Annotated in this window: 22 protein-coding genes; 8 read left to right on the top strand and 14 right to left on the bottom strand. The window is 44.3% G+C overall.

Annotated features, from left to right (window positions below):
* Nucleotides 1-97: 97 nt before the first annotated feature.
* A complete protein-coding gene (locus tag AACV12_RS10435; protein WP_170900305.1) occupies nucleotides 98-817 on the bottom strand; it encodes a PA1136 family autoinducer-binding transcriptional regulator in 720 nt (239 codons plus the stop codon).
* Between the two features lie 3 nt (nucleotides 818-820).
* On the bottom strand, nucleotides 821-1681 hold the full coding sequence (gene hchA, locus AACV12_RS10430; protein WP_170900304.1) for a glyoxalase III HchA: 861 nt from the start codon (nucleotides 1679-1681) through the stop codon (nucleotides 821-823).
* 338 nt (nucleotides 1682-2019) lie between these two features.
* On the opposite strand from hchA, the gene AACV12_RS10425 reads away from it, so the two are divergent.
* Nucleotides 2020-3216, top strand: a complete 1197-nt coding sequence (locus AACV12_RS10425; protein WP_170900303.1) for a glycine C-acetyltransferase — start codon at nucleotides 2020-2022, stop codon at nucleotides 3214-3216.
* On the top strand, nucleotides 3213-4244 hold the full coding sequence (gene tdh / locus AACV12_RS10420; protein ID WP_170900302.1) for an L-threonine 3-dehydrogenase: 1032 nt from the start codon (nucleotides 3213-3215) through the stop codon (nucleotides 4242-4244). The genes AACV12_RS10425 and tdh overlap by 4 nt, the downstream gene beginning before the upstream one ends.
* Nucleotides 4245-4409: 165 nt before the next feature.
* Here tdh and AACV12_RS10415 read toward each other — a convergent pair whose 3' ends face one another.
* Together AACV12_RS10415 and AACV12_RS10410 are read right to left on the bottom strand one after the other, a co-directional pair.
* Entirely contained in the window at nucleotides 4410-4769 is a 360-nt protein-coding gene (locus AACV12_RS10415; protein WP_013868010.1) for a diacylglycerol kinase, read from the bottom strand.
* Nucleotides 4770-5119: 350 nt separating this feature from the next.
* Nucleotides 5120-5629 (bottom strand): cytochrome b/b6 domain-containing protein, encoded by a 510-nt coding sequence (locus AACV12_RS10410; RefSeq protein WP_170900301.1) that lies wholly within the window; start codon nucleotides 5627-5629, stop codon nucleotides 5120-5122.
* 273 nt (nucleotides 5630-5902) lie between these two features.
* On the opposite strand from AACV12_RS10410, the gene AACV12_RS10405 reads away from it, so the two are divergent.
* Together AACV12_RS10405 and AACV12_RS10400 are read left to right on the top strand one after the other, a co-directional pair.
* Nucleotides 5903-7858, top strand: coding sequence for an LTA synthase family protein (locus tag AACV12_RS10405; protein WP_170900300.1), 1956 nt, complete (start codon nucleotides 5903-5905; stop codon nucleotides 7856-7858).
* 110 nt (nucleotides 7859-7968) lie between these two features.
* Complete coding sequence (locus tag AACV12_RS10400) at nucleotides 7969-8184, top strand: DUF3820 family protein (RefSeq protein ID WP_026028221.1); 216 nt, start codon at nucleotides 7969-7971, stop codon at nucleotides 8182-8184.
* Between the two features lie 17 nt (nucleotides 8185-8201).
* Here the strand turns inward: AACV12_RS10400 and AACV12_RS10395 are convergent, their stop codons facing one another.
* Both AACV12_RS10395 and AACV12_RS10390 read right to left on the bottom strand, forming a co-directional pair.
* Nucleotides 8202-8546 carry a YajD family HNH nuclease gene (locus tag AACV12_RS10395; protein WP_010318547.1) on the bottom strand — a complete coding sequence of 115 codons (345 nt, stop codon included), beginning with the start codon at nucleotides 8544-8546 and terminating at the stop codon, nucleotides 8202-8204.
* A gap of 121 nt (nucleotides 8547-8667) precedes the next feature.
* Nucleotides 8668-9150 carry a L,D-transpeptidase family protein gene (locus AACV12_RS10390; RefSeq protein ID WP_013868005.1) on the bottom strand — a complete coding sequence of 161 codons (483 nt, stop codon included), beginning with the start codon at nucleotides 9148-9150 and terminating at the stop codon, nucleotides 8668-8670.
* A 290-nt stretch (nucleotides 9151-9440) separates the two neighbouring features.
* Here AACV12_RS10390 and AACV12_RS10385 point away from each other — a divergent pair, with 290 nt between their 5' ends.
* Nucleotides 9441-11588, top strand: coding sequence for a GGDEF domain-containing protein (locus AACV12_RS10385; protein WP_094167537.1), 2148 nt, complete (start codon nucleotides 9441-9443; stop codon nucleotides 11586-11588).
* Between the two features lie 47 nt (nucleotides 11589-11635).
* On the opposite strand, the gene AACV12_RS10380 is transcribed toward AACV12_RS10385, so the two are convergent.
* The 7 genes from AACV12_RS10380 to AACV12_RS10350 form a co-directional block, all read right to left on the bottom strand.
* A complete protein-coding gene (locus tag AACV12_RS10380; RefSeq protein WP_026027736.1) occupies nucleotides 11636-12352 on the bottom strand; it encodes an SIMPL domain-containing protein in 717 nt (238 codons plus the stop codon).
* A gap of 118 nt (nucleotides 12353-12470) precedes the next feature.
* Nucleotides 12471-14123 (bottom strand): BatD family protein, encoded by a 1653-nt coding sequence (locus AACV12_RS10375; protein WP_170900299.1) that lies wholly within the window; start codon nucleotides 14121-14123, stop codon nucleotides 12471-12473.
* Entirely contained in the window at nucleotides 14117-16000 is a 1884-nt protein-coding gene (locus AACV12_RS10370) for a vWA domain-containing protein (RefSeq protein ID WP_170900298.1), read from the bottom strand. Before AACV12_RS10370 ends, AACV12_RS10375 begins: the two co-directional genes overlap by 7 nt.
* Nucleotides 15993-16961 (bottom strand): vWA domain-containing protein, encoded by a 969-nt coding sequence (locus AACV12_RS10365; protein ID WP_170900297.1) that lies wholly within the window; start codon nucleotides 16959-16961, stop codon nucleotides 15993-15995. The genes AACV12_RS10370 and AACV12_RS10365 overlap by 8 nt, the downstream gene beginning before the upstream one ends.
* 7 nt (nucleotides 16962-16968) lie before the next feature.
* Entirely contained in the window at nucleotides 16969-17439 is a 471-nt protein-coding gene (locus tag AACV12_RS10360; protein ID WP_013867999.1) for a DUF4381 domain-containing protein, read from the bottom strand.
* Complete coding sequence (locus AACV12_RS10355) at nucleotides 17436-18362, bottom strand: DUF58 domain-containing protein (protein ID WP_013867998.1); 927 nt, start codon at nucleotides 18360-18362, stop codon at nucleotides 17436-17438. Before AACV12_RS10355 ends, AACV12_RS10360 begins: the two co-directional genes overlap by 4 nt.
* A 20-nt stretch (nucleotides 18363-18382) precedes the next feature.
* Nucleotides 18383-19339 (bottom strand): AAA family ATPase, encoded by a 957-nt coding sequence (locus AACV12_RS10350; RefSeq protein WP_017044390.1) that lies wholly within the window; start codon nucleotides 19337-19339, stop codon nucleotides 18383-18385.
* 282 nt (nucleotides 19340-19621) lie between these two features.
* Between AACV12_RS10350 and AACV12_RS10345 the strand changes: the two genes are divergently transcribed.
* Complete coding sequence (locus tag AACV12_RS10345) at nucleotides 19622-21538, top strand: methyl-accepting chemotaxis protein (protein ID WP_170900296.1); 1917 nt, start codon at nucleotides 19622-19624, stop codon at nucleotides 21536-21538.
* 58 nt (nucleotides 21539-21596) lie between these two features.
* Nucleotides 21597-21797, top strand: a complete 201-nt coding sequence (locus AACV12_RS10340) for a restriction endonuclease subunit S (RefSeq protein ID WP_013867995.1) — start codon at nucleotides 21597-21599, stop codon at nucleotides 21795-21797.
* Nucleotides 21798-21897: 100 nt separating this feature from the next.
* Here the strand turns inward: AACV12_RS10340 and AACV12_RS10335 are convergent, their stop codons facing one another.
* Nucleotides 21898-22578, bottom strand: coding sequence for a DsbA family oxidoreductase (locus AACV12_RS10335; RefSeq protein WP_013867994.1), 681 nt, complete (start codon nucleotides 22576-22578; stop codon nucleotides 21898-21900).
* A 272-nt stretch (nucleotides 22579-22850) separates the two neighbouring features.
* Here AACV12_RS10335 and AACV12_RS10330 point away from each other — a divergent pair, with 272 nt between their 5' ends.
* A complete protein-coding gene (locus tag AACV12_RS10330) occupies nucleotides 22851-24212 on the top strand; it encodes an alpha-amylase family protein (protein WP_170900295.1) in 1362 nt (453 codons plus the stop codon).
* The last annotated feature ends 36 nt before the right edge of the window (nucleotides 24213-24248 follow it).

Here is a 24248-nt window from a genome sequence, read left to right as displayed (position 1 = left end):
GCTGAGTCGGCCACAAGTGGCGTCACTGTCGCAGAATCATCAGGAAAATGCAATTTAGCGATAGCAACGACGGGGTTAGCAGTAATGGTGATATGCTTTAGACTGAGTTGCTATCGATATCGCCACGCTGCATGGCAATTCTTATTGTTTCGGCGGTTGTTGCTCCACCGAGTTTGAGTCTGGCGTTACGTAAGTGATTTTCGACTGTTCTATGGGACACTCCAAGTGCGATAGCAATATCGGCTTGTCTACGTCCAAGAGCTGTCCACGAAAGTACTTCTTTCTCTCGCTTTGATAGTGATAAAAGTTGGTTTGGCTCAGAAGAATCAAGCAAGCGACGTGCAGCAAAGAAGGCATAGGTTGATAAAAGAGTGAGTTCATGACGAGCTCGCGCAGAGCTATTAATCGTTTCCCCTCCTAGACTAACGGCTCCTTCTAGCCCAAGGTGACCAAAAATAGGAATTTGTAGGCCGTGTATTCCGCTACCTTTGGGTTTCGTAACCACTCTATACTGTTCTCGATTTACGTCAGGTTGTTTAGTCCAAAAGAAAGGACGATTGGTCTCAATGATATGACGCGTGATAGGACAATGTTTGATGTAAGTGGCTGCATCAATATTGTTTTCATTATAAAACCAGTTGCCTTCAATCCAGTATATCCGCTCTATAATGCCATCGAGCGTAGAATGGGTGGAGAAAAATACGATCTTATCGTACCCATAAAAATGAGCCCGTTGCCGAACAATATCTTGAACAGTTGAAAAGCTTTTGCTCTCTTCCAGTTGGCTGAGCAAGGTTATTAAATCGACAGCGGGCATAGGTTATTCTTGATCTACTTCGGCAAGTAACGCTTTTGCTGCTAGTTGCCCTAAAGCATTACCAGCGAGAGGACTATCACCAGTCAGCATTTTACGATCTTGGAAGACCTGTCCTGATATTCCGCTATTCAGTAACTCAAAACCAATCGCCTGCAGTTTTTCTCCAAACTTCCATGTCAGATGACCTGGCATATAGCCTATACTTGGCGTTTGTTCATCCATTTCGTCAGGAAATGCCACAATTTTATATCCAGCAAAAAGTGGATCATCACCAACAGCAAGAAATGCTGCAGGACCATGACAGAGTGAAATAATAAATTTATTTTGTTTAACTGCCCATTGCAGAACGGCTTTCATATCTTGGCTATCTGGTAAACCCATCAGCGCTCCGTGGCCTCCAGGGATAAACACCCCGATATAGTCGGAGTTCTCACCTAAGGCATTAGCGATCACATCACTTAATTTTAGTGGTTGTTGAAAAGAGGATTGATATTTTTCATACAGTCCTTTTACCTCTCCATCTTCTCTTGGCATTGCCCACCATTCAAACTTAACTGAATTACCAGAAAGCGTAGCGATATCAAAAGAAAAGCCTGCTTTATCAAGATGGTACATTGGTAACAGTGTTTCAATAGGATGGTTGCCTGTAGAGAAAAAGGTACTGTTCCCCATCCTCAAATAGCGCTCATCAGCTCCTACGACAAGGATCTTCCAGCGTCCACCTTGATAAGGCTTAGCGTAATTGGTACCGCTTAAATCTGATTTGGCGGCAGTGAATTGGCTGAGAGAGTAAGCAGATGGGAAAAAAGCATTATCTTCTGCGGGATCGGGGGTCGGATGTTTATCATTAATTGCTGTTGTCATGTTGCTCTCCTTGGTTAGACTAGACCTTAAGTCGCTTTGATTATAGCGGTGACCTTTGATTACAAAATAAGGGATTTCCCCTAAATGAAAATAATTCTTATGCTTAGGACTTAATTCTAAGAGTCTAAAAATGATTTACTATCTGTGCCTGAGATTCACTAATGCTTTTCCGTTACCGCAGATAATTGCTTGTGCAGCCTTGGATTACACTAAGAGAAAGGTTTTTACAGTGTAAATATCCCCTTCCTACTTGAAGCCGCAACTCTAAGTAGTTTGGTTATATGTGCTCTGTTTCTACATCCTGTTACCCACAAAACAGAAACAAGAAGGAACACGCAATGTCTTCTGCATTTTATCAGCAACTTCGTATTCAGCTTGAGGAAGTGAAAGCTGAAGGGCTTTATAAATCTGAACGTGTGATTACCTCGCAGCAACAAGCGGCGGTCGAAATTTCTACTGGTGAAGAAGTGTTGAACTTCTGTGCCAACAACTACCTTGGTTTGGCTAATCACCCTGCGTTGGTTGAAGCGGCGAAGCAAGGCATGGACAGTCACGGCTTTGGTATGGCTTCGGTACGTTTCATCTGTGGTACGCAAGATATCCATAAGCAACTGGAACAGAAGCTCTCTCAATTCTTAGGTAAAGAAGATACGATTCTTTACACCTCATGTTTTGATGCAAACACCGGTTTATTTGAAACTATTTTAGATAAAGAAGACGCGATTATCTCTGACGCGTTGAACCATGCCTCAATCATTGATGGTGTGCGTTTATGTAAAGCGATGCGTTTTCGTTACTCCAACAATAACATGCAAGAATTGGAACAGCAGTTGATCGCAGCAGATGCGGCGGGCGCTCGTAATAAGCTCATCGTAACGGATGGTGTATTCTCAATGGATGGCGTAGTCGCAAACTTGCCTGCGATTTGTGATTTAGCCGATCAATACAACGCGCTCGTCATGGTGGATGATTCACACGCGGTTGGATTTATGGGTGCAAATGGCCGTGGCACGCATGAATACCATGATGTGATTGACCGTATTGATATCATCACCGGTACCCTTGGTAAAGCGATGGGTGGTGCTTCAGGTGGCTATACTTCCGGTAAAAAAGAGGTGATTGATTGGCTTCGTCAACGTTCACGCCCTTATTTATTCTCTAATTCGGTTGCGCCAGCGATTGTTGCAGCATCGATTCGCGTGCTGGATTTACTGGCAGAAAGCGCCGCGCTTCGCGACCAACTTTGGGATAACGCCGCGCATTTCCGTACTCGTATGGAAGGCGCGGGGTTCACTATGGGTGGCGCGGATCACGCCATCATCCCGATTATGCTCGGCGATGCTATCGTTGCAGCAGAGTTTGCAGAACGAGCACTAGCTAAGGGCATTTATGTTGTTGGTTTCTCGTTCCCTGTCGTGCCAAAAGGCCAAGCTCGTATTAGAACACAAATGTCAGCCGCGCATAGCCGCGAGCAACTCGACCACGCCATTGATGCGTTTATTGCTGTTGGCCAAGAAATGGGGCTCATTAAATGAAAATTAAAGCATTATCCAAACTCAAACCAGAGCAAGGCATTTGGATGACCGAAGTGCCAATGCCTGAACTTGGTCACAACGATCTGCTGATTAAAATTAAGAAAACCGCAGTTTGTGGCACCGATGTTCACATCTATAACTGGGATGAGTGGTCACAAAAAACCATCCCAGTGCCAATGGTGGTTGGCCATGAATACGTCGGTGAAGTGGTTGGCATTGGTCAAGAAGTTCGCGGTTTTGAATTAGGTGATCGCGTGTCTGGCGAAGGTCATATTACTTGCGGCCATTGTCGAAATTGCCGCGGTGGTCGTACTCACTTATGTCGTAATACTGTGGGTGTTGGTGTGAACCGCACGGGTGCATTTTCTGAATACTTAGTTATCCCTGCGTTTAATGCTTTCAAGATCCCAGATGGTATTTCCGATGATCTAGCCTCGATTTTTGACCCATTTGGTAACGCGGTACATACCGCATTGTCATTTGATTTAGTCGGCGAAGATGTGCTGATCACTGGTGCTGGTCCAATCGGTATCATGGCGGCCGCAGTGGCGAAACACGTTGGTGCTCGCCATGTGGTGATCACCGATGTCAACGAATACCGCCTTGAGCTTGCACGCAAAATGGGCGTGACACGCGCCGTGAATGTTGCGGAACAAAAGTTAGAAGAGGTCATGAGTGAACTTGGCATGACAGAAGGTTTTGACGTCGGCCTTGAAATGTCAGGCGTACCGAGTGCCTTTAGTTCTATGCTGAAAACCATGAATCACGGTGGTCGTATTGCTTTATTAGGTATTCCACCTTCAGATATGGCGATCGATTGGAACCAAGTGATCTTCAAAGGTTTGGTGATCAAAGGTATCTATGGCCGTGAAATGTTTGAAACTTGGTATAAGATGGCGAGCCTCATTCAATCTGGTCTCGATCTAACGCCTATCATCACTCACCATTACAAAATTGATGACTTCCAAACGGGCTTCGATGCTATGCGCAGCGGGCTTTCTGGCAAAGTTATCCTTGATTGGGAATAATCGAATATTGAAGTTGAAGCGCTCCGGTTGGGGCGCTTTTTTGAACAGCATTTACTCTGAGACTACAGAATAAACAAGCAAGTTAACGGCGGTGGCAAAATATAGCGCTAGGAGAAAACTAATACCGACGTAAGAAAACGAATAATTTTCAAACGATCATTTCATTTAGCGCACCAAAATAAAAATCCATGTAAATGCAGCAAAAAGTAGTGCAATCAAAACCGCAGCTGATCCTATATCCTTCGCACGGCCACTGAGCTCATGCCACTCACTACCTACGCGATCAACTACAGCTTCCACGGCTGAATTCATAAGCTCAACGATGACAATCAGCACTAAGCTACCGATCATCATTAACTGTTCTAATTCATTGACCGGCAAGAAAAAAGTGATCGCAATTAGAATGATAGAAGCGACGATTTCTTGCCTAAAGGCGGCTTCATTTTTCCATGCAGCCTGAAGGCCTTTCATTGAATAACCTGTAGCGTAAAATAAACGACTTATTCCTGTACGGCCTGGTTTCATAAAGTGAGTAACCTAATAGTTAATAATGAGATAATAAAAATGTCGATAGCTTGAGTTGACTCTCATCTTATTAAAAAGTGCTATCGGATGTAGCATACTGTATCTATCTATTATTTTTCTATATGAAAATCCATTGCCATGTCACTTTTTTGAAATAATATAAAGTTGATGTTATCCCTATTAACAAAAATCGCCATAGTAATGATTAAAATTTAGACGGCCTCTTCAGTCATGAATACTAATTAAAAGTTAAATAGAGCATTAAATACGGATCTTTTTGTAAAGACACCCCTGTTACTTAGTCGATTAAACCTGATGAACCTAAGCACTCAGGTTCAATGAACATATTTCTATTTTTTATGTAACAGCATATTTTTTAAATAATTGTGGTCAGTCCAGTGGCTCATTATCACAATGGCGGCTATATGGCTTACCGTTGCCAGCATCGTTAGATTTGCGAGCGCTCCATGCAATTCGCTGAGCCAGTCATTTGCCGATAACATGTCCAGTTGTGTTGCCCAGCCGCTAAGTCCTGTTAGGAGGAGGCCAGACCACAAAATCCAGACCATCACAGCTCCAGCTGGGTTGTGCCCTTCATGGTGATCTTCTTTTGTTTCTATCACTTGCTTTATGTGAATAAACGCATTGTGTATTGAAGGCTTAAAGGCAGACAAGCGAGCAGGGGAATGGACAATAAGACCCCAAATGAGACGAAGGCATATCGTGATCATCAGTAGATAGCCAACCCATTGGTGTGTTTTACTACCTTCTTCTGTTATGAGGTAGTTGGTTAAGAAAGATCCCGCCACAATCCAATGTGTCAAGCGAACAAATAGATCCCATTTGTAAGTTTTAGGCATTTTAGCGTTCCTCTATTTTGTTTATATTATCAAGATTGAAATGGATTTCTGTCGTTTAATTAATCTAAATAAATCCCGCCATTCTTAATTCTGTCAGTGTTCGATAAAGGAATTTGCCATATTAATCTTAAGAAAAACTTAAGACATTTAACGCATGAAGATAAAATAGGCGATAGTTTTTCGTTTTACAAAATGAAATGGAACTTATTTCTTTTATCAATGCCTTAACGTATTATCTAATCATTCATTTAATCTTAATAGTTGTTGAAATTTATGCTCAATAAAATCAAACCCTACTTAGGGCCTCTCTATCCGATTGCTGCCGTATTCGTGGTGGGGTTAGTTATCTTTTTTGTCTCTCGTTTAGGACTGGCTATCTGGCATTTTGAACGGGTGAGTGATGCTGGTGGATGGCTGACCATTTTCTTAAGTGGTCTGAGAGTTGATATTGTTTCTCTTTGTTATTTGCTCATTTTACCAGCGTTGTTATCTAGCCTACTGTCTGGCGATCATGCTGTCGGTCGGGTTTGGCATTGGTTTTTACGTGTGTGGATTACCGGCGGTTTGTGGCTGATTGTTTACATGGAAGCAGCAACACCGCCATTTATTATCGAGTACGATCTGCGACCTAATCGAATTTTTATCGAATATCTCATTTATCCCAAAGAAGTTTTCAGTATGCTTTGGAGTGGCTATAAATTTGAACTTTTCCTTGGTGCCGTAGTTTCCACGTTCACACTTTTTGTCGGTTGGAAATGGAGCAAGCAGCTTGTTTCGAACTTAAGCTTTCCTAAGTGGTATTGGCGTCCGCTGATTGCTATTTTTGTTGTGGCTATTGGTATTTTGGGGGCGCGTTCTTCACTGGGACACCGTCCATTAAATCCGGCGATGGTGGCTTTTTCTAGTGACCCTTTGGTGAATGATTTAACGTTAAACTCCTCATTTTCAGCAATTTTTGCTGCCAAACAGATGAAATCTGAAGCAAGTGCTTTCGAGTTTTATCCGAAAATGGATAAGCAGGAGATCGTCCAAGAAATTCGTGCATCCATGAATGTCGACAATAAAGACTTTGTCTCTGCACAACAACCTAGCATGGCAATGCACCAAGCGACCTATCAAGGCCAGCCTAAAAATATCGTAATCCTACTGCTTGAAAGTCACGGTGCACGTTATGTTAGCCGCCTTGGTGGTATCGATGCGTCACCCAATATCGATAAACTGATTGATGAGGGGTGGGCATTCACCCGTTTGTACGCAACGGGAACGCGTTCTGTTCGTGGTATTGAAGCGGTGACCACTGGGTTTTCTCCGACTCCTGCACGTTCGGTGGTTAAGTTAGGTAAAAGCCAAACGAATTTCTTTTCAATTGCGGATTTATTAAAGTCTCGAAATTACCACACACAATTTATTTACGGTGGTGAAAGCCACTTTGACAATATGAAGAGTTTCTTCTTGGGTAACGGTTTTGTCGATATGCAAGACTTCCCAACTTTTGATTCGCCTAAATATGTTGGTTCATGGGGCGCGTCAGATGGAGATCTCTACAATAAGGCAGATCAGCAATTTACGAAGATGAGTCGTGAAGGTAAACCCTTCTTTAGCTTAGTTTTTAGCTCATCGAACCACAGCCCATTTGAATACCCTGATAACGTGATTGAACCGTATAATGAGCCAAAGCAAACGGTGGAAAATGCGGTGAAATATGCAGACTATGCGCTTGGACAGTTCATTGAAAAAGCGAAAAAGTCACCATATTGGGATAACACGGTGTTTGTTGCTGTGGCAGATCATGATGCTAGAACACAGGGTAATCAGCCTGTACCAGTCGATTACTTTCGAATTCCAGCGGTGATTTTTGGTGGCGGCATTGAACACCGCATTGACGATCGTCTAGTTAGTCAAATTGACCTTGCACCCACACTGCTTTCTTTGGCCGGTATCAGTAGCCAAAACCCAATGATTGGGTTCGATTTAACTCATGATGTTCCTGCTGAGAAGCAGCGAGTAATGATGCAGCGAGATAAAAACTATGGCTATATGACAGCAGACAACCAACTGGTTGTTATTCGGCCTGAGCAAGGTATTTCTACTTATCAATATGATTTTAAATCAGATACCTTGACAGAAAAAGAGTTGGATCCAGAAGTGGTTAAACGTGCCCATGCCAATGCTATGTGGGGAAGCTTAGCGTTTAAAGAAAACTACTACACCGCATCTGATTCATATTGATTATATTTTTATCCACCTACAGCGTTATGCGATAAATCAGTACCCAAAAGTGGCTGAGAAACATAAACTGGTTGGACTTAAACAAGTTTAGCCAGTTTGTGAGACGCAAAATGTTAGAAAAAGAGAACCTGATTAAACTTGCGCGTATGCCAATGCCGTTTGGTAAGTATGCAGGGCGAGCGCTTATCGACTTACCAGAAGAGTATTTGCTGTGGTTTGATAAGAAGGGCTTCCCTGAAGGGGAGCTCGGGCGTTTGTTGCAACTTTGTTTAGCGTTGAAAATTGAAGGATTGGATAGCGTGGTTAAGCCACTAAAACGTATGTGATCTAGTGGCTAACCGCGTTATTTTTTCATCAGTTTGGCGAGATCGGCAAAGGGGTTATAGGTCGCGCTTTGATGATCGTCTAATCTCGCAACAGGCTCAGCGCCAAATCGGTCGTGGTCTGAATATTTAGAGTGCTCATGATCGTGACAATAGAGGCATAAAAGCTCCCAGTTACTGCCATCTTCAGGGTTATTGGTGTGATCGTGATCTTTGTGGTGCACAGTTAATTCTCGTAAATTTGAATAAACGAATTCACGCGCGCAATTGCCACACACCCAAGGGTAAAGTTTAAGTGCTTTTTCTCGGTAACCGCTCTCTTTACGAGCATAATTGGCACTTGAACCATAAAAATCTGACGACATGTTAATTCCAACCATTGATTAAAAATACTTTTTCGATATTAAAAACCAAAAATCTGCGCTAATCAAAGTTTGTGTGATTTATTTTAATGCACACCCTCACACCTTAGCGTAAGTGTCACTTTTACCACTCAATCTCAATCGGCGTGCCTTCTTTGACTAGGCTCAAAAATTCATCCATTTCTGAGTTAGTCAGTGCAATACACCCATTAGTCCAATCAAAACTTTGCACATATTCTGGTCGTTGCTTGTCGCCATTTTTTAGGCCATGGATTTTTATATCACCACCGGGATTGATGTTTAAGCGCTGTGCATGCACTTTATCTTGATGATTCGGGTAACTGATATGAATCGAACGATAATAGCCAGAATCATTACTGATAGCTTCAAGATAGTATCGACCTTCTGGAGTACGTTGATCGCCTTCTTGCTGTTTATGTCCTTTGGGTTCTTTACCCAAGGCAATTCGATACTCTTGAATGATCTGCTGTCCCGAGATCAAGTACATGCGACGCTTAGATTTATCCACTTTGACCAGATCAATCTCAGCCGCTGCGCTGTTGAGTGAAAAACATAGAAACAAAAGTAGCCTAAAGTATCGGGTCATAAGAGAGTGTCAGTACTGATAAGGTGGCAAATAGAGAGACATTATGCAGCGGAAGAATGAACGTGGCTAGTTGTCAATATTGTCTTGCAAATAAGACAATGCTAAAAATAATAGGGCTAACCATGTAATAAATGGAAACAGAATCTCAAAAATGTAGGTTAACTCTAGGATGTAAAAACATAGAGTGCAAATTTGCGGCCGACTTAACAGCGACCTTTTTAAGAGTTTGATTGCACATGATCTTTTGTCTAATTTTGCAATGAAAATTATTAAAATGTCAGGCCGCTCATATGTTCTCTCGTACTTTACTCAAACAGATTTCTTCTGCTCGCAACCACCGTATGCTCGCGGAAGCAACGTTTGATTTTCTTCAAAGTTTCATTTCTCCCAAATCAATGCGGATCTTTCATGCACCAACATTAAACAAGCGCCATGAGTCATTATTTGAGTACAACTTACCGACTGCTCTGCAAAATTATCCAAATACCTTTTGGAATTGGGCCGCACAATTTGACACCTCTGATGGTCTAATTCCACTAGCGATCAACACCTGCAATTGGGACTACCGTAGTGTGATGGGCGGTGAGTCTTATCTTTTTATGTTAGATAACCACCCTGATTTAAGAACCTATTTGCTGCTTGAGGCAATTGATAACGTCAACATTCATGCGAAAACAGAATCCGGAGAGCTCGATTGTTTGCAACTGATTGCGGCTCGTTGGCAATGTCTTCGCGCGGAATCTGAAGCGGCAAAGGAGTTTAAAAATAGAGATATCCGCGAAGCAAAGTATTTGGATGAAATTAAACAGCGCGAAATGTTCATTGATAACATGAAGCTGGTTCATCAATTAGCGATTGAACTGGCTAACCCAGACAATTTGGATGCGCTGCACAGAGCGGCCGTTGATGTAACGAAAACACGCTTAGGGTTTGATCGAGCCGCTTTTTTAGTTCTTGATATGAAAAAACGTTGTTTTAGCGGAACTTATGGTACGGATGAAAGCGGAAAAACGGTGAGCGAACACCATACCCAATACGATTTGCACCAGCTAGAAGAAAGTTATTTAAGCGGTCTTTCTGATGATACTAAAAGTTTGGTGCTGATCGACGATGCCCCTCTATACACGGCGGGAAATGTGGTGGGACAAGGGTGGAATGGGATGTTAATCCTACGTGATGGTAATGAAACCATTGGTTGGATCGCGATTGATAACTACATTAACCGACAGCCCATTACTGAATACCAAAAGCAGATGTTGGAATCTTTTGGTTCATTGCTTGCGCAAATTTATATTCGCAAGCGTCAGGAGCAAAATGTTCGCATGTTGCATGCGAGCATGGTTGAACTGTCACGTTGTATGACGGTAAGTGACGTGTGCAAATCGGCGGTCAGTTTTGCGATTAACCGCATGGGTATTGATCGTCTGGCGGTGTTTTTGACCGATAAACACTGCTCGTACATTCAAGGAACGTGGGGAACCGATATCCAAGGCAACATTGTGGATGAATCCTATTTTCGTTCTGGGACCACCAATAATATGATTGTTGATATGGCCAAAGCCAACCCCAATGAGGTGGTGTTTGAAGAGTCAGTCCCTATTTATCATGACAGCAACATTGTTGGTTTTGGCTGGACAGCCATGACAATGCTTACCAACAATGGCGAGCCTATCGCTTTCATTGCTGCGGACAATTTGATCCGCCGCTCACCACTGACTTCACAACTGCGAGAAGTGATCCGCATGTTCGCCTCGAATTTAACCGAAGTATTGATGCGCACCAGTGCTCAGCAGGCGATCAGTGAACTGAATGAGAATTTAGAAATTGAGGTGCGTAACCGTACCTATGAGTTACAAAAAGTGAACGACAAACTGGACTTAATGGCCAAAATGGATCCATTAACTCGCCTTGGAAATCGTCGGATGTTAGCTCATTTATTGGAACGCATCGGTTCGAGAGTACAAGCGGAGACCGTAAGTTATGGTTTAATTTTGCTTGATATTGATCACTTTGGTTTATTTAATAATTACTACGGTCACTTGGAAGGGGATATTGCTTTGATTCGTATTGGCCATATTCTCAACCAACATGCTCAGGCAGAGAATGAACTCTTTTGCCGAATTGGTGGTGAAGAATTTATATTGTTGGTGGCCAACCGCGATGCAGCAGAAGTGAAAGCGTTGGCTGAAAGCATACGCTTTAGTATTGAACGAGAGCAGATTGAACATAGTGAGAACCCTGATGGTGACTGCTTAAGTGTCTCGATTGGTTACACTATTGCCCAGTACCTTCCCAGTGAACTTAAGTTTGAAGAGATGTACAGCAAAGCAGATAAGGCACTTTACCAAGCAAAAGATAATGGCAGAAACCAAGTCGTTGGTTACTCTGAGCAAAAACACCATACTCGAAGTGATAAAGTCGCCGCGCCAAATTCATAGTGTTGGCGCGGCGAGTCATGGCAAGGATAATGAGAACAGCAGATTATTCAGTCTGAGAGGTAATATTCAACCGTTGAAACGACGCGTACTTTTTTGATGTAAGGAGTATTGTTATCACGATCCACAATACTAAATTGTCCCTGTGAAGCGCGTTTAATCTTGCCAAGTGAGCTTTGCGAATCTTTGGCAAATTTCTCTGCGACTTCTCTTGCTTGTTTGGTCGCTTCTTCAATCATGTCGGGTTTGATTTCATTCAGTCCAGAGAATGAATAATCAACGCGGTTGTTGTAAGGATCTTGATTAAAAACGATGCCTTGTTTTCCTAAATTGCCGAGCTTATTAATGGCCTCGCGCACTAGGTCAACTTGATTGCTGTACACCGTAATGGTTTGGTTCGCTAAATAACGAAACTCGACTAAATTTTCTCCACCATACTGCTGTGCTTTTTTGTCGATCACCGCTGGCGATGATAGCGAGACACTTTTTTCATCAATGCCTTGTTGAGCTAAAAATGCGGTCACCAGTTGGCTCTGTTTTTCAATCGTGTTGAACATGGTGGGTAAATCATTATCGGCCACACTAAATTGGATCGGCCAAACAACTGTGTCGGCGGGATATTCTCTCTCTGATAATCCTTTAACGGTCACCACGCGCTCATACTCTTTATATTTCACAGCCGTTTGCTGCACAAAGTAACCGAGGGTTGCGAGCCCGAGTATTAAACTCAAACCGATGATCAATGAAGCGCTACTTTTTATTTGCATGCCTTGTTTTCCTTTTGTTGGCAACAGTCCCAAAATGACTTGAAGTCACAGCGGTTAGTCGTTTGAATATAACAGCATACCTTAGATTTGAGATTGTGATTTCGACAGCCATTTTCGGTTAGAGTTTTGCCAGCGATTCTAACTTTTTATGCTGGCGCTTAGTTTGCTTTTTTTGAATGGCATCAATCATAGAGATTAACGCTGAGCCATCCCAATCACTTTTCTGAGGTGCGTACAAAGTTTTAAGTTGCTGGTTGACTTGTGCATCTAGTGCGGTTTTCTCTTCATCACTTAATACGACTGAATCGCGCCAGAGGGTGAAGTAATAGCTGATTTTGGCACCATCTTGGCTTTGTACAGCTTCTTTTAACTGTTGATATTGGTGGCCTTCAAGCGGTTGATGATGAGCGTTGGTTTCCTGTGCTGCTGTTTGTGGCGCGTTATGAAATGACCAAGTAACGACCATAGTAGCCATCCATAACAGTGCAAAAAATGCGGTAAAGTAGGGCCAGTATCCTGCATCTTTAACGGTGACGGTTTGTACTGTTGGTGGTGTCAGCACAGAGGTGGATGGGTTGAGTAATTCACCTGGCGAAACCTCTAGCTTTAATCCTTTGGCTTGCGCGCTTTGCTGAGATTCGTTTTTGGTGTCCCACCAACTGACGGTGAGATCCGCCAGCTCAACCTTACCGACGGTTTTGGGGATGAGTACTTGTTTTAGCGTCATTTGCACATCGCCATTATCTAAGCTTTTAAACTGAGGCTTTTCAGCATAGAGCCGAATTGAGTCTGGATATTGCACTGAGAGGTTAGGCAACTGCGTCTGCGTAAGGCCTTTCACTGTCAGAATCCATTCACGAGTCAACGATTCACCCACTTTGGTTTTAAAGCTCTCGGCGGTGATGATCTGCCCTGTGGCATCTCGCCACGTTTGGTTGAGTGTTAGTTTTGGCGTAGGTAGCCAAGTGCCTTGATAGCTATCTGGTTTCGGCAGTACGGTGAGCGAAAAGGTTTTGGCCGGAATATCGACTTGCAGCAAGCGGGTGCTGCCCGTTTGGTTGTTACCATAGATGAGGCCAGCTTTAAACGCAGGGCCGGATAACGTGAAAGTTCCTGCCTCTTGGGCCGTGACTCTAAATTTTTGGTCTACAACGGTGACTTCAACCCCATCCAATAAGCTTTGGTATTGGTTAGCTTCTCCCTCGGTCGTCAGTTCTAATCCTTGTACAGCGGGTGGCGTAATTTGTGGATTTTGCAGCCTTCTTGGGTCAGCTTTGATGATTAGGCGAGCATTGAGAAAAGTGCTTTCACTCGGGTAGAGTTTGCTACGTTCTAGATCGGCTTGTATTTCAACAAGGTCAGATTGCTTGGGCGCTTCACCATCAGCGATAACTTGAATCGCGATCGGTTGAGTAGTTGCCCCATTGACGCTAAAACTAGGAATGGTCAGTATGCCGAGTTTGTTGGCTGCCAACGATACATTCCATTCACTGCGCGTGCTGCGATCGCCATTGATGATGTTCACCGAAGTACCAAAACTTGGGCGGCCAAGAAAAAAATCGCCTTCTAACACCTTAAAGTCGATCGCATCGGTCGATACTTTTTCATCGGCAACAATTCGTAATTGGAATACTTCATTTTTTGCGACCTTATTTTTACTGACGCTGGCGTAAAGTGCAGCCGCGTTAGCGGCCGAGCTCAGTAGAGCAACAGAAACTAGGCTGATAATCGCAGCCCAAAATGAACGCTTGATCGATTTCATACTTACCACTTCTTGCTGTTATTTTGTGGAGGTTGTGCTTGGTCTTCTTGCCGTTGTCTTGCTTGTAGCAACAATTGTGCTTTGAGTAAGCCACTAGGATCTCGTGCACTTTCGACTTGTTCTAGCTTACGAAGTTGCGGGTCAACGGTTTGGCTATCGCCTTGCTGTTGCGATTGCTTTTGTGTTTGCTGCTCAGAGGCTTCTTTGTCACTGACCTCATCTTCGTTGTTCATTGATTCATTTGTTTGAGTCGTTTCAGTCGGCTGTTGAGAGGCAGGCGATTCATCCGCCGTGTTGGCCTTGGATCGCTCACCTTGCTCATCTTTACTTTGTGCCGATTGAGGCGAAGACTGAGAGCCGTCGTTCTGCGGTGAGTTATCGCTTTGTTTGTCAGATTTATCTTCTGTTTGTTCGCCGTTTTTATTCTGCGCATTATTTTTATTTTCTGAGCGATTTTGATCTTGATTTGGATCGGAAGGCTCACCAGACTGTTGCTGTTGCTGTTGCTGTTGCTGTTGCTGTTGCTGTTGCTGTTGCTGTTGCTGTTGCTGTTGCTGCGCTTTTTTTACGATTTCCAAATTATGCTGAGCATCTTTATGGTTTGGGTCGCGCTTTAACACCTCTTCATACAAGGTTCGGGCCTTTTCCAATTCTCCATTTTGCGCGTAGGCGTTGGCCAAGTTGTATTGCACTCGCACATTGTCTTGTGGCAGTTGAGAGAGGGTCTCCACCGCTGCCTGATATTCTCCAGCCTGATATTGAGCGATGCCTTTCCACTCTAAGTCTGTAAATTGTTCACTGGCCGCTTGATACTCCTTTGCATCAAACGCTTTTTTGGCTTGTTGATTGCTATTTAGCCAAGGAGAAGCCTGTACACTATTGCTGTGCAGTGTAGGGATGAAGAGCAGTAATAAAGAAAAAATGACGCCACGGCGAAACAAAAGCAAACACGGGATAATGAGGAGCAGCACTAACCAATAGCCATTGTTAACGCGCTCTTTCACCATTTGTTGACTCTTGGCTGTACTGTGTGGCTGTTCGTTTTGGTCTAGCTTAGCGATCATTGCGACATCGCTATTGTCTAAGCTGATTGGCGTAAATAATCCATTTATAGTCTGCGCGAGCGACTGCATATTGGCAAAGTTGGTCTTGGCCACCACGGTCTGCCCTTGTGCATTTTTCAGTAAGCTGCCATCGCTGAGCGTAATGGGCGCGCCCGCTTGTGTACCAATGCCTAAGATCACTAATTTCCAACGCGTATTGGTAAGCTGTGTTTCAATCTGAGCTTGCTCTTGTGAGTCGATGTCATCGGTCAATAACACAATGTCACCTTGTGCAAGGCCGGCATTTTTCATCATGTCGATGGCTAATTGAACCGCGCGAGCTGCATCTGCGCCGGGGTAGGGCATAATATCGGGCGATAGATTGGGCACTAAGTTGCTTAGGGTTGCGGTGTCGGTGGTTAATGGGCTAACGGTATAGGCATCACCAGCATAGGCGACAAGCCCTGTGCTACCTTCTTGCCATTGCATGAGTAAGTCGAGCGCTTTATAACGCGCTTGCGTTAAGCGGTTGGGTTTTATATCAGTAGCGTACATCGATAGCGACATGTCCATCACTAATACGCGCGCGTTACTATTGCTGTAACTGGGGCGTGTTTGAGATTCAAAACTCGGACCAGCTAGCGCCAGTACTGCGAGCAGCCAACTGACGCTGATGATCACAATGGCCGCGTTATGTTTTTTAGCGTTCAAACCCATCGCCTTAGCCAGATGAGGTGCTATCAAAGAGTGTCGTTTGGCACGCAGAGTGAACCAGCCCAGCAGTAGTGCTAAGGGGAATAGTGCGGTTAACCACCAAGGTGTAAGAAAAACAAACTCAGACATGATTTCTCCTTAGTAGCGCTAAGAGTACAGAAAGCGCGAGCGCTATCGCCAACGGATAAGCAAACCATTCGCTTTGTGGACGCCAAGTTTGGCTTGCTTGGCTTATGGGTTCTAATTGATTAATGGTGTCGTATATTTTGGCCAGATCTTGGCTATTTCGTGCGCGAAAATATTGGCCACCAGTCATGGTCGCTATTTGTGTTAACGTCTTCTCATCTAAATCTTCCGCGGTATTGATTTTTCGAGTCATAAAAAACTCTTTGACCATCATTTCGCCAGCGCCAACACCGACTGTGTAAATGGTGGCATTGTATTTTTGGGCAATTTTCGCAGCTTCGATTGGGTCGAGCACGCCAGCGGTATTGCTGCCATCGCTGAGTAAAATCATCACCCGCTGTGGGGCATCACTATCGATAAACGTTTTGGTCGCAAGCCCAATCCCTTCACCAATGGCGGTTTGGGTGCCGATCAGCTTAAGGACGGCTTGATTAAGCTGCTGGCGAATGGTGTTTTTATCCAGAGTCAGAGGCGTTTGTAGATAGGCGTGATCGGCAAATAAGACTAACCCAAGGCGATCACCTTCGCGTTTGTCAATAAAATCAGAGAGCACATTTTTAACGGCGCTCAAACGATCAATGTACTGATCGCCAAGCAGCATATCTTCTTGGCTCATGGAGTAAGAGAGGTCAACCACCAGCATCAGATCTCGGTGTTTGGGCTGAGCAATAACCGGGTCGCCAAACCACACTGGACGGGCTGCGGCGATCAATACTAAGCACCAAATAACGCTCGCAATGATTTTAGCGATGATCTGGTTTGGTGCTTGACGCTGATTATCTTTAGGAAGGTAGGGCAGGTGAATCGCTGCCCTTTCTTTTGCTGGTGGTAAGAATCGATAAACGACCAGCGGGAGTGGCAGCAGACATAGCATCCACCACCACAATAACTCTATATTTGCCAAAGCCTAGCTATCTCCGTTTTTTAGGCGGCAAAGCATCATTAACCCATTGATAGCAGTGATTAATCAGCTCTTGACTGTTTTCTGTTTTCTGCTTTTGGTATAACGCTTGCTGCCACAATGTTTCATTGGGAACAAAAAGAGGGTAAGAAATTTGTGAATCTAAAAAGGTGTACCACTCTTTGCCGGTAAGATGTGCGATTTCCATTCGAGGGTAGTAACAAAGCGCGGCTTGACGAAGTAGCTCAATCGCTGAAGAAGGAGTTAAATGCCCAAATTGGGGGTTGAGTAAACGCAGCGCCGTTTTTTTCGGGGCTAAGCGTTTACGACGCCAACGAATGGCTAACACCAGAATCAGCAGACAGAGCAGTATGCCCGCCGCGCTTGCCCACCATCCCCAAGCCAAGGGAAACCAAGAGGGTAGCTCAGGCAGTTGCATCGCGCTTAAATCTAAAAGTGTAGCTATTGATGATTCCTTCATTCTTTATATCCGGATAGTTGTTGCAACAAAGGTTTCTCACTAGAGAGTGAGGTATAAGAAATTGCCATAGTTTGACTCAATGATTTTAGTTTTTCTTTTTGAGATTCAAAGGCTTTTTTTAACCCTAAGCGCGTACTATTTTTCGAAAAGTTGAGCCAGCTCGTCTGTTGGTCATCGGTTACGCGTTCTACACCGCGAAATTGGGTCTCTCCTTGCTCTAATGGATCGTAAATGTGCACAATTTTTACACGATTATGTCTCTGCAATTGGTTGAGTATTGGTTGTAATGTGGCATTGAAATGGACGAAGTCACTGATCAAAATCACTTCACTGCCTTTAGGGCACAAACGATTCAACGCAGTTAGGCCGCGCTGCATGCTGTGTGATTTCGTTTTATCAAGCTCCAGCAGCTGTTGGTTTTGTAGTGTCACCAACTGTTGCAACAGCTGTAATGGCCCTTTTTGGCGGCTAGTCGGTTTTAACTCAACCAGTGTCGAACCAGTATCAATCACCGCGCCCACTCGGTCCTTGTTGGCAATGCTTAACCAACTGAGCAAGCTTGCCATGTGCGCCGCTTGCACTGATTTGAGCATTAACTGCGATCCAAACTGCATAGAGCGGCTCAGATCAACGTAAAGAATGACGGGTTTTTCTCGTTCTTCACTGAACAGTTTGGTATGAGGCTTTCCCGTACGCGCAGTAACGCGCCAGTCGATGGTCCGAATATCATCTCCTGCTTGGTATTGCCTGACCTCAGCAAAGTCCATTCCTCGGCCGAGTTGCTTGCTCTGATGCTGCCCCAATACTTGCGTCCATAAACTTTTAGCCGGTGGCAGCCAGCGAATAGCGTGCTGCTTGTAAGGCAACAGTTCAGCCAATGAAAGTGTGACACCCGTACTAAACGGTGGAAGTGACTCTTGCATAGTAAACCTTAGTCTTAGTGCTAAGCACTACCAACCAGTGAAAGTAAGTGAGTGATAACTTGGTTGGGATGCACGCCCTCAGCCTGTGCTTGGTAGCTCAATAATAGCCGGTGGCGCAAAACCGGAAATACCATCGCTTGAACATCTTCAGGGCTGACAAAATCACGCCCACTGAGCCATGCATGAGCGCGAGCGCATCGATCAAGCGCGATGGTTGCTCGCGGGCTGACGCCCATCTCTAGCCATTGTGCCAACGTGGTATCGTAGTCTGCGGGTTTACGCGTTGCCATGATCAGGCGAATAATATATTGCTCAATAGGTTCGGCCATGTGAATGTTCAGCACTGCTTGCCGAGCACTGAAAATATCGCTTTGGCTTAATGTTGGCGGAGAGACTTTCTCAATTCCCTGCGCTTCCCCGCGGTTCAAACGTAAAATGGCGAGTTCATTTTCAGCGTCTGGATAATCAACATTTAAATGCAATAAAAAACGATCCAACTGCGCTTCGGGTAGAGGATAAGTACCCTCTTGCTCGATAGGGTTTTGGGTAGCCATCACTAAAAAAAGTTCAGGTAACGGGTAGGTTTTTCGACCTGCCGTGATCTGTTTTTCGGCCATCGCCTCGAGCATCGCAGCTTGTACTTTGGCTGGAGCGCGGTTGATTTCATCAGCCAATACTAATGAGTTAAAAATAGGGCCCGCTTGAAAGGTGAACTCACCTGTTTCAGGGCGGAAGATATCGGTACCGGTTAAATCGGCGGGGAGCAGATCAGGCGTAAATTGGATTCGATGAAAATCACCTTCTATGCAATCGGCGAGTGATTTCACGGCACGGGTTTTTGCAAGGCCAGGAGGCCCCTCGACCAAAATGTGCCCATCAGCAAGAAGTGCAACTAATAACTGTTTAACCAAACCTGTCTGGCCTATGACTTGCTGATTTAAATAGTGTTGTAGCGATTGAAATGCGTGCGATGGCATTGAATGGGTCTCCTGCTGTTTTGCTGAATTAGTAATTTATTGATTCGAAAAGTTCCATGAAAAGTGTGATGCATCAACTGATTGGCGAATTATTATCCATTTGGCGAAACGAAAGAATGTTTGGTCACCATACTCGACTATGCTTAGGAACAGCTATTGTTGGCCATGATCACATTCTACGTGAAGATAAATCGATTCTATCGATAAATTTCTCAAGAGAGAGGGTTTGTTGCCGATACAAAAAAGTTATTCATGACAAGCCAATAATAAAGAGCGCAAATAATGTTCAAACTTAATTCGATGAGTATTAAGCAAAAGGTTGTATTAGGAATTACGTTCGCGGTACTCGCTTCGACGGTTATCGTTGGTGTAATGGCGCAGCGTCAAGCACGAGAGGTACTGGAGCACCGATTAATTGATATCGAACTTCCCTCGTTACTTGATCAAATCAGTAGCCAGATAGATCGAGAAGTATCGCAATTGCTCTTTTCTGCTGAGCAACTAGCCAATAATGAATTCATCAAGCAAGCCGTTCAGACGACCGATATTAATGCTGACGCAGAGGCGATGCTGATTAAGCAGCTCAATAATGTACGCGATCAATATTCGTTAAATGATGCTTCTGTGGCTAACCGAAAAACGGCGTATTACTGGAACCAAAATGGTTTTCTGCGTCAGCTTAATCAACAGCACGATGGCTGGTTTTTTGGTTTTACGCAATCGGGACAAAAGACCATGGTCAGTATGTTCCAAGAGGCAAGTGGCGAAGTGAAAATGTTTGCCAACTATCAAAATGTCAGTGGCGATACGATGTCTGGTTTGTCGAAATCAATGGATGACATGGTGAGCCTGCTCAATGGATTTAAAATCGAGGACACAGGTTTTGTCTTTTTGACCAACTCGAAAGGGGAAGTGCAAATCCATCGCCAAAAAGAGAAAGCTAAAGCCTCATTAACACAATTGTACGGCTCAAACGCAAACCAACTATTGAATAAAAGCCGCTTCAACCTGATTTCGACAACCTATCAAAACCAAGATGTTTTTGTCGCTAGTGTCTACGTGAAATCGATGGACTGGTTTGTGATTGGTTCAGTACCTGTGTCGGAAGTCTTCGCCGAATTAAATGCCGTTGCGCAAAAAATGTTGTTCACAACCTTAGCTGTGGCGGGTTTGTTTATTTTGATGGGCCTTTTTCTGGCCAATAGTATTGCCAACCCAATTAAACAGATTGCACAACGCTTTACCGATTTAGGTAAAGGCGATGGTGATTTATCGCAACGGATTGAGGTATTGGGCCGCGATGAAATCGCTCAATTATCAGCGGGCTTCAACGGTTTTATTGAGAAGATTCATCAATCGATGAAAGAAGTTGCTTCTACCAGTCATGCATTGCAGTCGGCGGCGGGTCGGGTGTCAGAAAAATCGACGCGAACTCATGACAATAGCCAAGAACAGCGTGACCAAACTATACAAGTGGTGGCGGCGATCAATCAAATGGGGGCCACTATCAGTGAAATTGCTTCTAACGCGGCGACGGCAGCTGAAACAGCAAATCACGCGGCTGATAACACTGAAGTGGGGCGCGAAGTGGTCAGTAAAGCCAAAGATGCCATCAGTCGTTTAGCGGCGGATATCGAAAATACGGGTAAAGTGGTGGAGCAGCTAGCATCGACCACTCAAGATATTGGCTCTATTTTAGGTGTTATCCGTGGTATTTCTGAACAGACCAACTTGCTGGCATTAAACGCTGCAATTGAAGCGGCGAGAGCCGGAGAGCAAGGCCGAGGTTTTGCTGTGGTGGCAGATGAAGTGCGTAATTTGGCCAGCCGCACGGCCTCTTCAACGGAAGAAATTCAAAAGATGATCAATCAATTACAAAACGATGTAAAAGATGCGGTCTCGGCGATGTCTTCCGGTAAGGCTGTTACACAGGAAGGGGTTGACGCTTCCGATGAAGCAGTGAACGTTTTAGTGAATATTTCAAACAGGATCCACGATATTTCCGATCGGAACACTCAGGTTGCCACGGCGACTGAAGAGCAATCAACGGTGGTGCACACAATCAATCAAAATATTGAAGAGATCAACGCCATCAATGAAGTGACCACCAGCACCGCAGAAGAGTTGGCAGAAGCGAGCCAAGAGCTGCGTGATCTGTCTGGTCGTTTAGATAAAATGGTGGGTAGCTTTAAGCTCTAGAATCATGAGGGGGAAATCGGTACACTTCCCCCATTACGTTTATGTTTAGGTAAGTAAAATGAGTGATTTCGAAAAAGAGTTAGCACAATTGTCGCAACAGGTGGCGGGTGAACCTGAAGTGAAACTGCCTTCGTTGGAAGAGCAAAAAGCGATTGTGGCTGAGCTTAAGCAGCTAGAAGCGGAAGGCAAGTTGACGCCAGAAGTGCTGGAAAAGCATTTTGGGCAATTCTTTACAGAAACGGATACCCCCGTCCATTAATTCAAACCCACTTTATTTAATTTAGAGCACACAAGTTTATTTAGAGTAAACAATAGTATTTAGGGCACACAGTAGTGGTGCCCTTTTTTATCAGAAAACGTTATTGAGTCATAGGAAGCTGTTGCGCGATATCTTCGAGTGCCTGTTGAAGGATCTCTGTCGTTTGCGCGCCTGAGATAAGATGGCGTTGCTCAATGATCAAGGCTGGCACAGCTTGAATTCCTGCCTCTAACCACTGTTGCTCTGTGACAGAAACGGTTTTCGCCCACGACTCATCAGTTAAAACTGCGCGGCAGATTTCTCTGTCTAAACCAAGGCTCTGTACTAGGTCGAGCAAGACATCATCGTCATCTAAGGCTTGCCCGAAAGTGAAATAAGCACGAAATAGTGCCATTTCCAGCTCTAATTGTTTTCCTTGGCTATTCGCCCACATTAATAATTGATGCGCTTTACGGGTATTATAAATACGCATGTCGTCACTAAAATTGAATTGAAAGCCGACTTCTTGCCCTAAGGCGCTGAGGGTTTGGCGTGCTTGTAAACTTGCTTCTATCGACGTGCCATATTTTTTGGCTAAATGTTGCTGTAGGTGTTCACCACCTATAGGCATAGCAGGGTTGAGTTCAAAAGGGTGCCAATGGATGTCTGCATCGATCGTATCGCTGAGAGCCAGCAGCGCTTGCTCTAACCGCTTATAGCCAATGATGCACCAAGGGCAGACAACATCTGACACGATATCAATGCGTAGTTTTTTCATTTTCTTCCCTACCGCGATTGGCAATTCACTGACCTTAATTATAGCGAGATTATCAGCATAAACTGTGACTTGTTGTGTAGCCCTTTGGAAAGCTAGGCGCTTTTTTATCGCTCTACGCCTTTTCTCTCATACAAACAATATTGCAATAAGGCTGATGGAATTGCTGAAACGCTCTCTATACTCTAAAAACGTTAAATGCAGAGAATTAAACTGCGCTTTGAGAAACAAGTGACGTATTGTGAGGTTTCGCCTCTTTCAACTTGTGAGTTAACCATGATGAACAGGGACATTGACGTATGACAAATGTTCAACCAACCGATGTGATTTTGCATGCTTTTGATTGGCCGTATCGTTTAGTCGCTGAGCGTGCAGAGCAAATTTTCCAACTGGGTTATAAAACGGTGTTGATTTCACCGCCGATGAAATCGTTCAAAACCGCTCAAGGTACAAAATGGTGGCAACGTTACCAGCCGCAAGATTATCGCATCATTGATAATCAACTAGGCAATACCCATGATTTTAAACAGATGGTTGAAACCTTAACCGCATTAGGCTTGCGAATTTATGCCGATGTGGTGTTCAACCATATGGCCAACGAATCCAAATTACGTTTGGATTTACAATACCCGAGCGCACAAGACTTAGCTTCCTACCAGAATAAAAGCGATGAGTACCAAGCGCTGCGCCTCTTTGGTGATCTGACCCAGCCACTCTTTGATAAAGATGACTTTGTGGAAGCGTTTGGCATAAAAGATTGGAAGGATCGTTGGCAAGTGCAAAATGGCCGCATTACTGGAGGGGCGCATGACCCGGGCCTACCCACGTTGCGTGATAATGAACATGTGGTTGTACAACAACAGGCTTATTTAAGGGCGTTGAAAGCGTTAGGAGTCAAAGGATTTCGAATTGATGCTGCTAAGCATATGTCTATTGAGCATTTGAAGAAAGTATGGGCCGATGACATTACGCAAGGCATGCATATTTTTGGCGAGATCATTACTGATGGCGGTGCAACCAAAGAAGAGTACCAACTTTTTCTAGAGCCTTATCTGCAAGAAACCAAGTTGGGTGCTTATGATTTCCCACTATTTCAAACGGTATACGATGCGTTACACACAAAAGGTAGCCTGAAATGGCTGATTGACCCTTATTGTTTTGGTCAGGCGCTTTCCAACAACCGAGCGATTACGTTCACCATTACGCATGATATCCCCAACAACGCTGTGTTTGCCGACCTCGTCATGGATGAAGCCTTAGAAAATATCGCCTACAGCTACATTCTTGGTCGCGATGGGGGAGTGCCATTAATTTACACCGATTTAAACACCAGTGGCATTTTGAACCATGCTGGTCTTCCGCGCTGGCAAGAGGCATGGTGTTCGCCACAAATGGCGGCGTGTATTGCTTTTCATAATAAAATGCATGCGTTGCCAATGAAAACGCTAGAAGCGAGTGATGACTTGTTAGTGTTCAGCCGCGGTAAGGAAGGGATAGTGGTTTTGAACAAATCTCAACGCAGTCAGCGCGTTGAAATTGATTGGACAAATCCAATGCTAGAATTGTTTACGAAGCAGCAGTATCAACCCAATAACCAAAAGATTGTCATGGATATCGCCGCTCGCTCTAGCGCCATGCTTTGTCGGCTATCAAATGTCTGATGGTGAATAAAACGGTGAGTCGTTAGAAAAGTAAAG

The organism is Vibrio sp. 2-2(8) (assembly GCF_963888495.1).
GTDB classification, from domain to species: Bacteria; Pseudomonadota; Gammaproteobacteria; order Enterobacterales; family Vibrionaceae; genus Vibrio; species Vibrio anguillarum.
The sequence above is the reverse complement of the archived record's forward strand: the minus strand, read 5'-3'. Positions and strand labels throughout refer to the sequence as shown.

Bases quoted from the DNA above. Each gene is read 5' to 3' on its own strand.
- AACV12_RS10435 (WP_170900305.1), bottom strand. From the start codon at position 817: ATGCCCGCTGTCGATTTAATAACCTTGCTCAGCCAACTGGAAGAGAGC.
- hchA (WP_170900304.1), bottom strand. From the start codon at position 1,681: ATGACAACAGCAATTAATGATAAACATCCGACCCCCGATCCCGCAGAA.
- AACV12_RS10425 (WP_170900303.1), top strand. From the start codon at position 2,020: ATGTCTTCTGCATTTTATCAGCAACTTCGTATTCAGCTTGAGGAAGTG.
- tdh (WP_170900302.1), top strand. From the start codon at position 3,213: ATGAAAATTAAAGCATTATCCAAACTCAAACCAGAGCAAGGCATTTGG.
- AACV12_RS10415 (WP_013868010.1), bottom strand. From the start codon at position 4,769: ATGAAACCAGGCCGTACAGGAATAAGTCGTTTATTTTACGCTACAGGT.
- AACV12_RS10410 (WP_170900301.1), bottom strand. From the start codon at position 5,629: ATGCCTAAAACTTACAAATGGGATCTATTTGTTCGCTTGACACATTGG.
- AACV12_RS10405 (WP_170900300.1), top strand. From the start codon at position 5,903: ATGCTCAATAAAATCAAACCCTACTTAGGGCCTCTCTATCCGATTGCT.
- AACV12_RS10400 (WP_026028221.1), top strand. From the start codon at position 7,969: ATGTTAGAAAAAGAGAACCTGATTAAACTTGCGCGTATGCCAATGCCG.
- AACV12_RS10395 (WP_010318547.1), bottom strand. From the start codon at position 8,546: ATGTCGTCAGATTTTTATGGTTCAAGTGCCAATTATGCTCGTAAAGAG.
- AACV12_RS10390 (WP_013868005.1), bottom strand. From the start codon at position 9,150: ATGACCCGATACTTTAGGCTACTTTTGTTTCTATGTTTTTCACTCAAC.
- AACV12_RS10385 (WP_094167537.1), top strand. From the start codon at position 9,441: ATGTTCTCTCGTACTTTACTCAAACAGATTTCTTCTGCTCGCAACCAC.
- AACV12_RS10380 (WP_026027736.1), bottom strand. From the start codon at position 12,352: ATGCAAATAAAAAGTAGCGCTTCATTGATCATCGGTTTGAGTTTAATA.
- AACV12_RS10370 (WP_170900298.1), bottom strand. From the start codon at position 16,000: ATGTCTGAGTTTGTTTTTCTTACACCTTGGTGGTTAACCGCACTATTC.
- AACV12_RS10360 (WP_013867999.1), bottom strand. From the start codon at position 17,439: ATGAAGGAATCATCAATAGCTACACTTTTAGATTTAAGCGCGATGCAA.
- AACV12_RS10355 (WP_013867998.1), bottom strand. From the start codon at position 18,362: ATGCAAGAGTCACTTCCACCGTTTAGTACGGGTGTCACACTTTCATTG.
- AACV12_RS10350 (WP_017044390.1), bottom strand. From the start codon at position 19,339: ATGCCATCGCACGCATTTCAATCGCTACAACACTATTTAAATCAGCAA.
- AACV12_RS10345 (WP_170900296.1), top strand. From the start codon at position 19,622: ATGTTCAAACTTAATTCGATGAGTATTAAGCAAAAGGTTGTATTAGGA.
- AACV12_RS10340 (WP_013867995.1), top strand. From the start codon at position 21,597: ATGAGTGATTTCGAAAAAGAGTTAGCACAATTGTCGCAACAGGTGGCG.
- AACV12_RS10330 (WP_170900295.1), top strand. From the start codon at position 22,851: ATGACAAATGTTCAACCAACCGATGTGATTTTGCATGCTTTTGATTGG.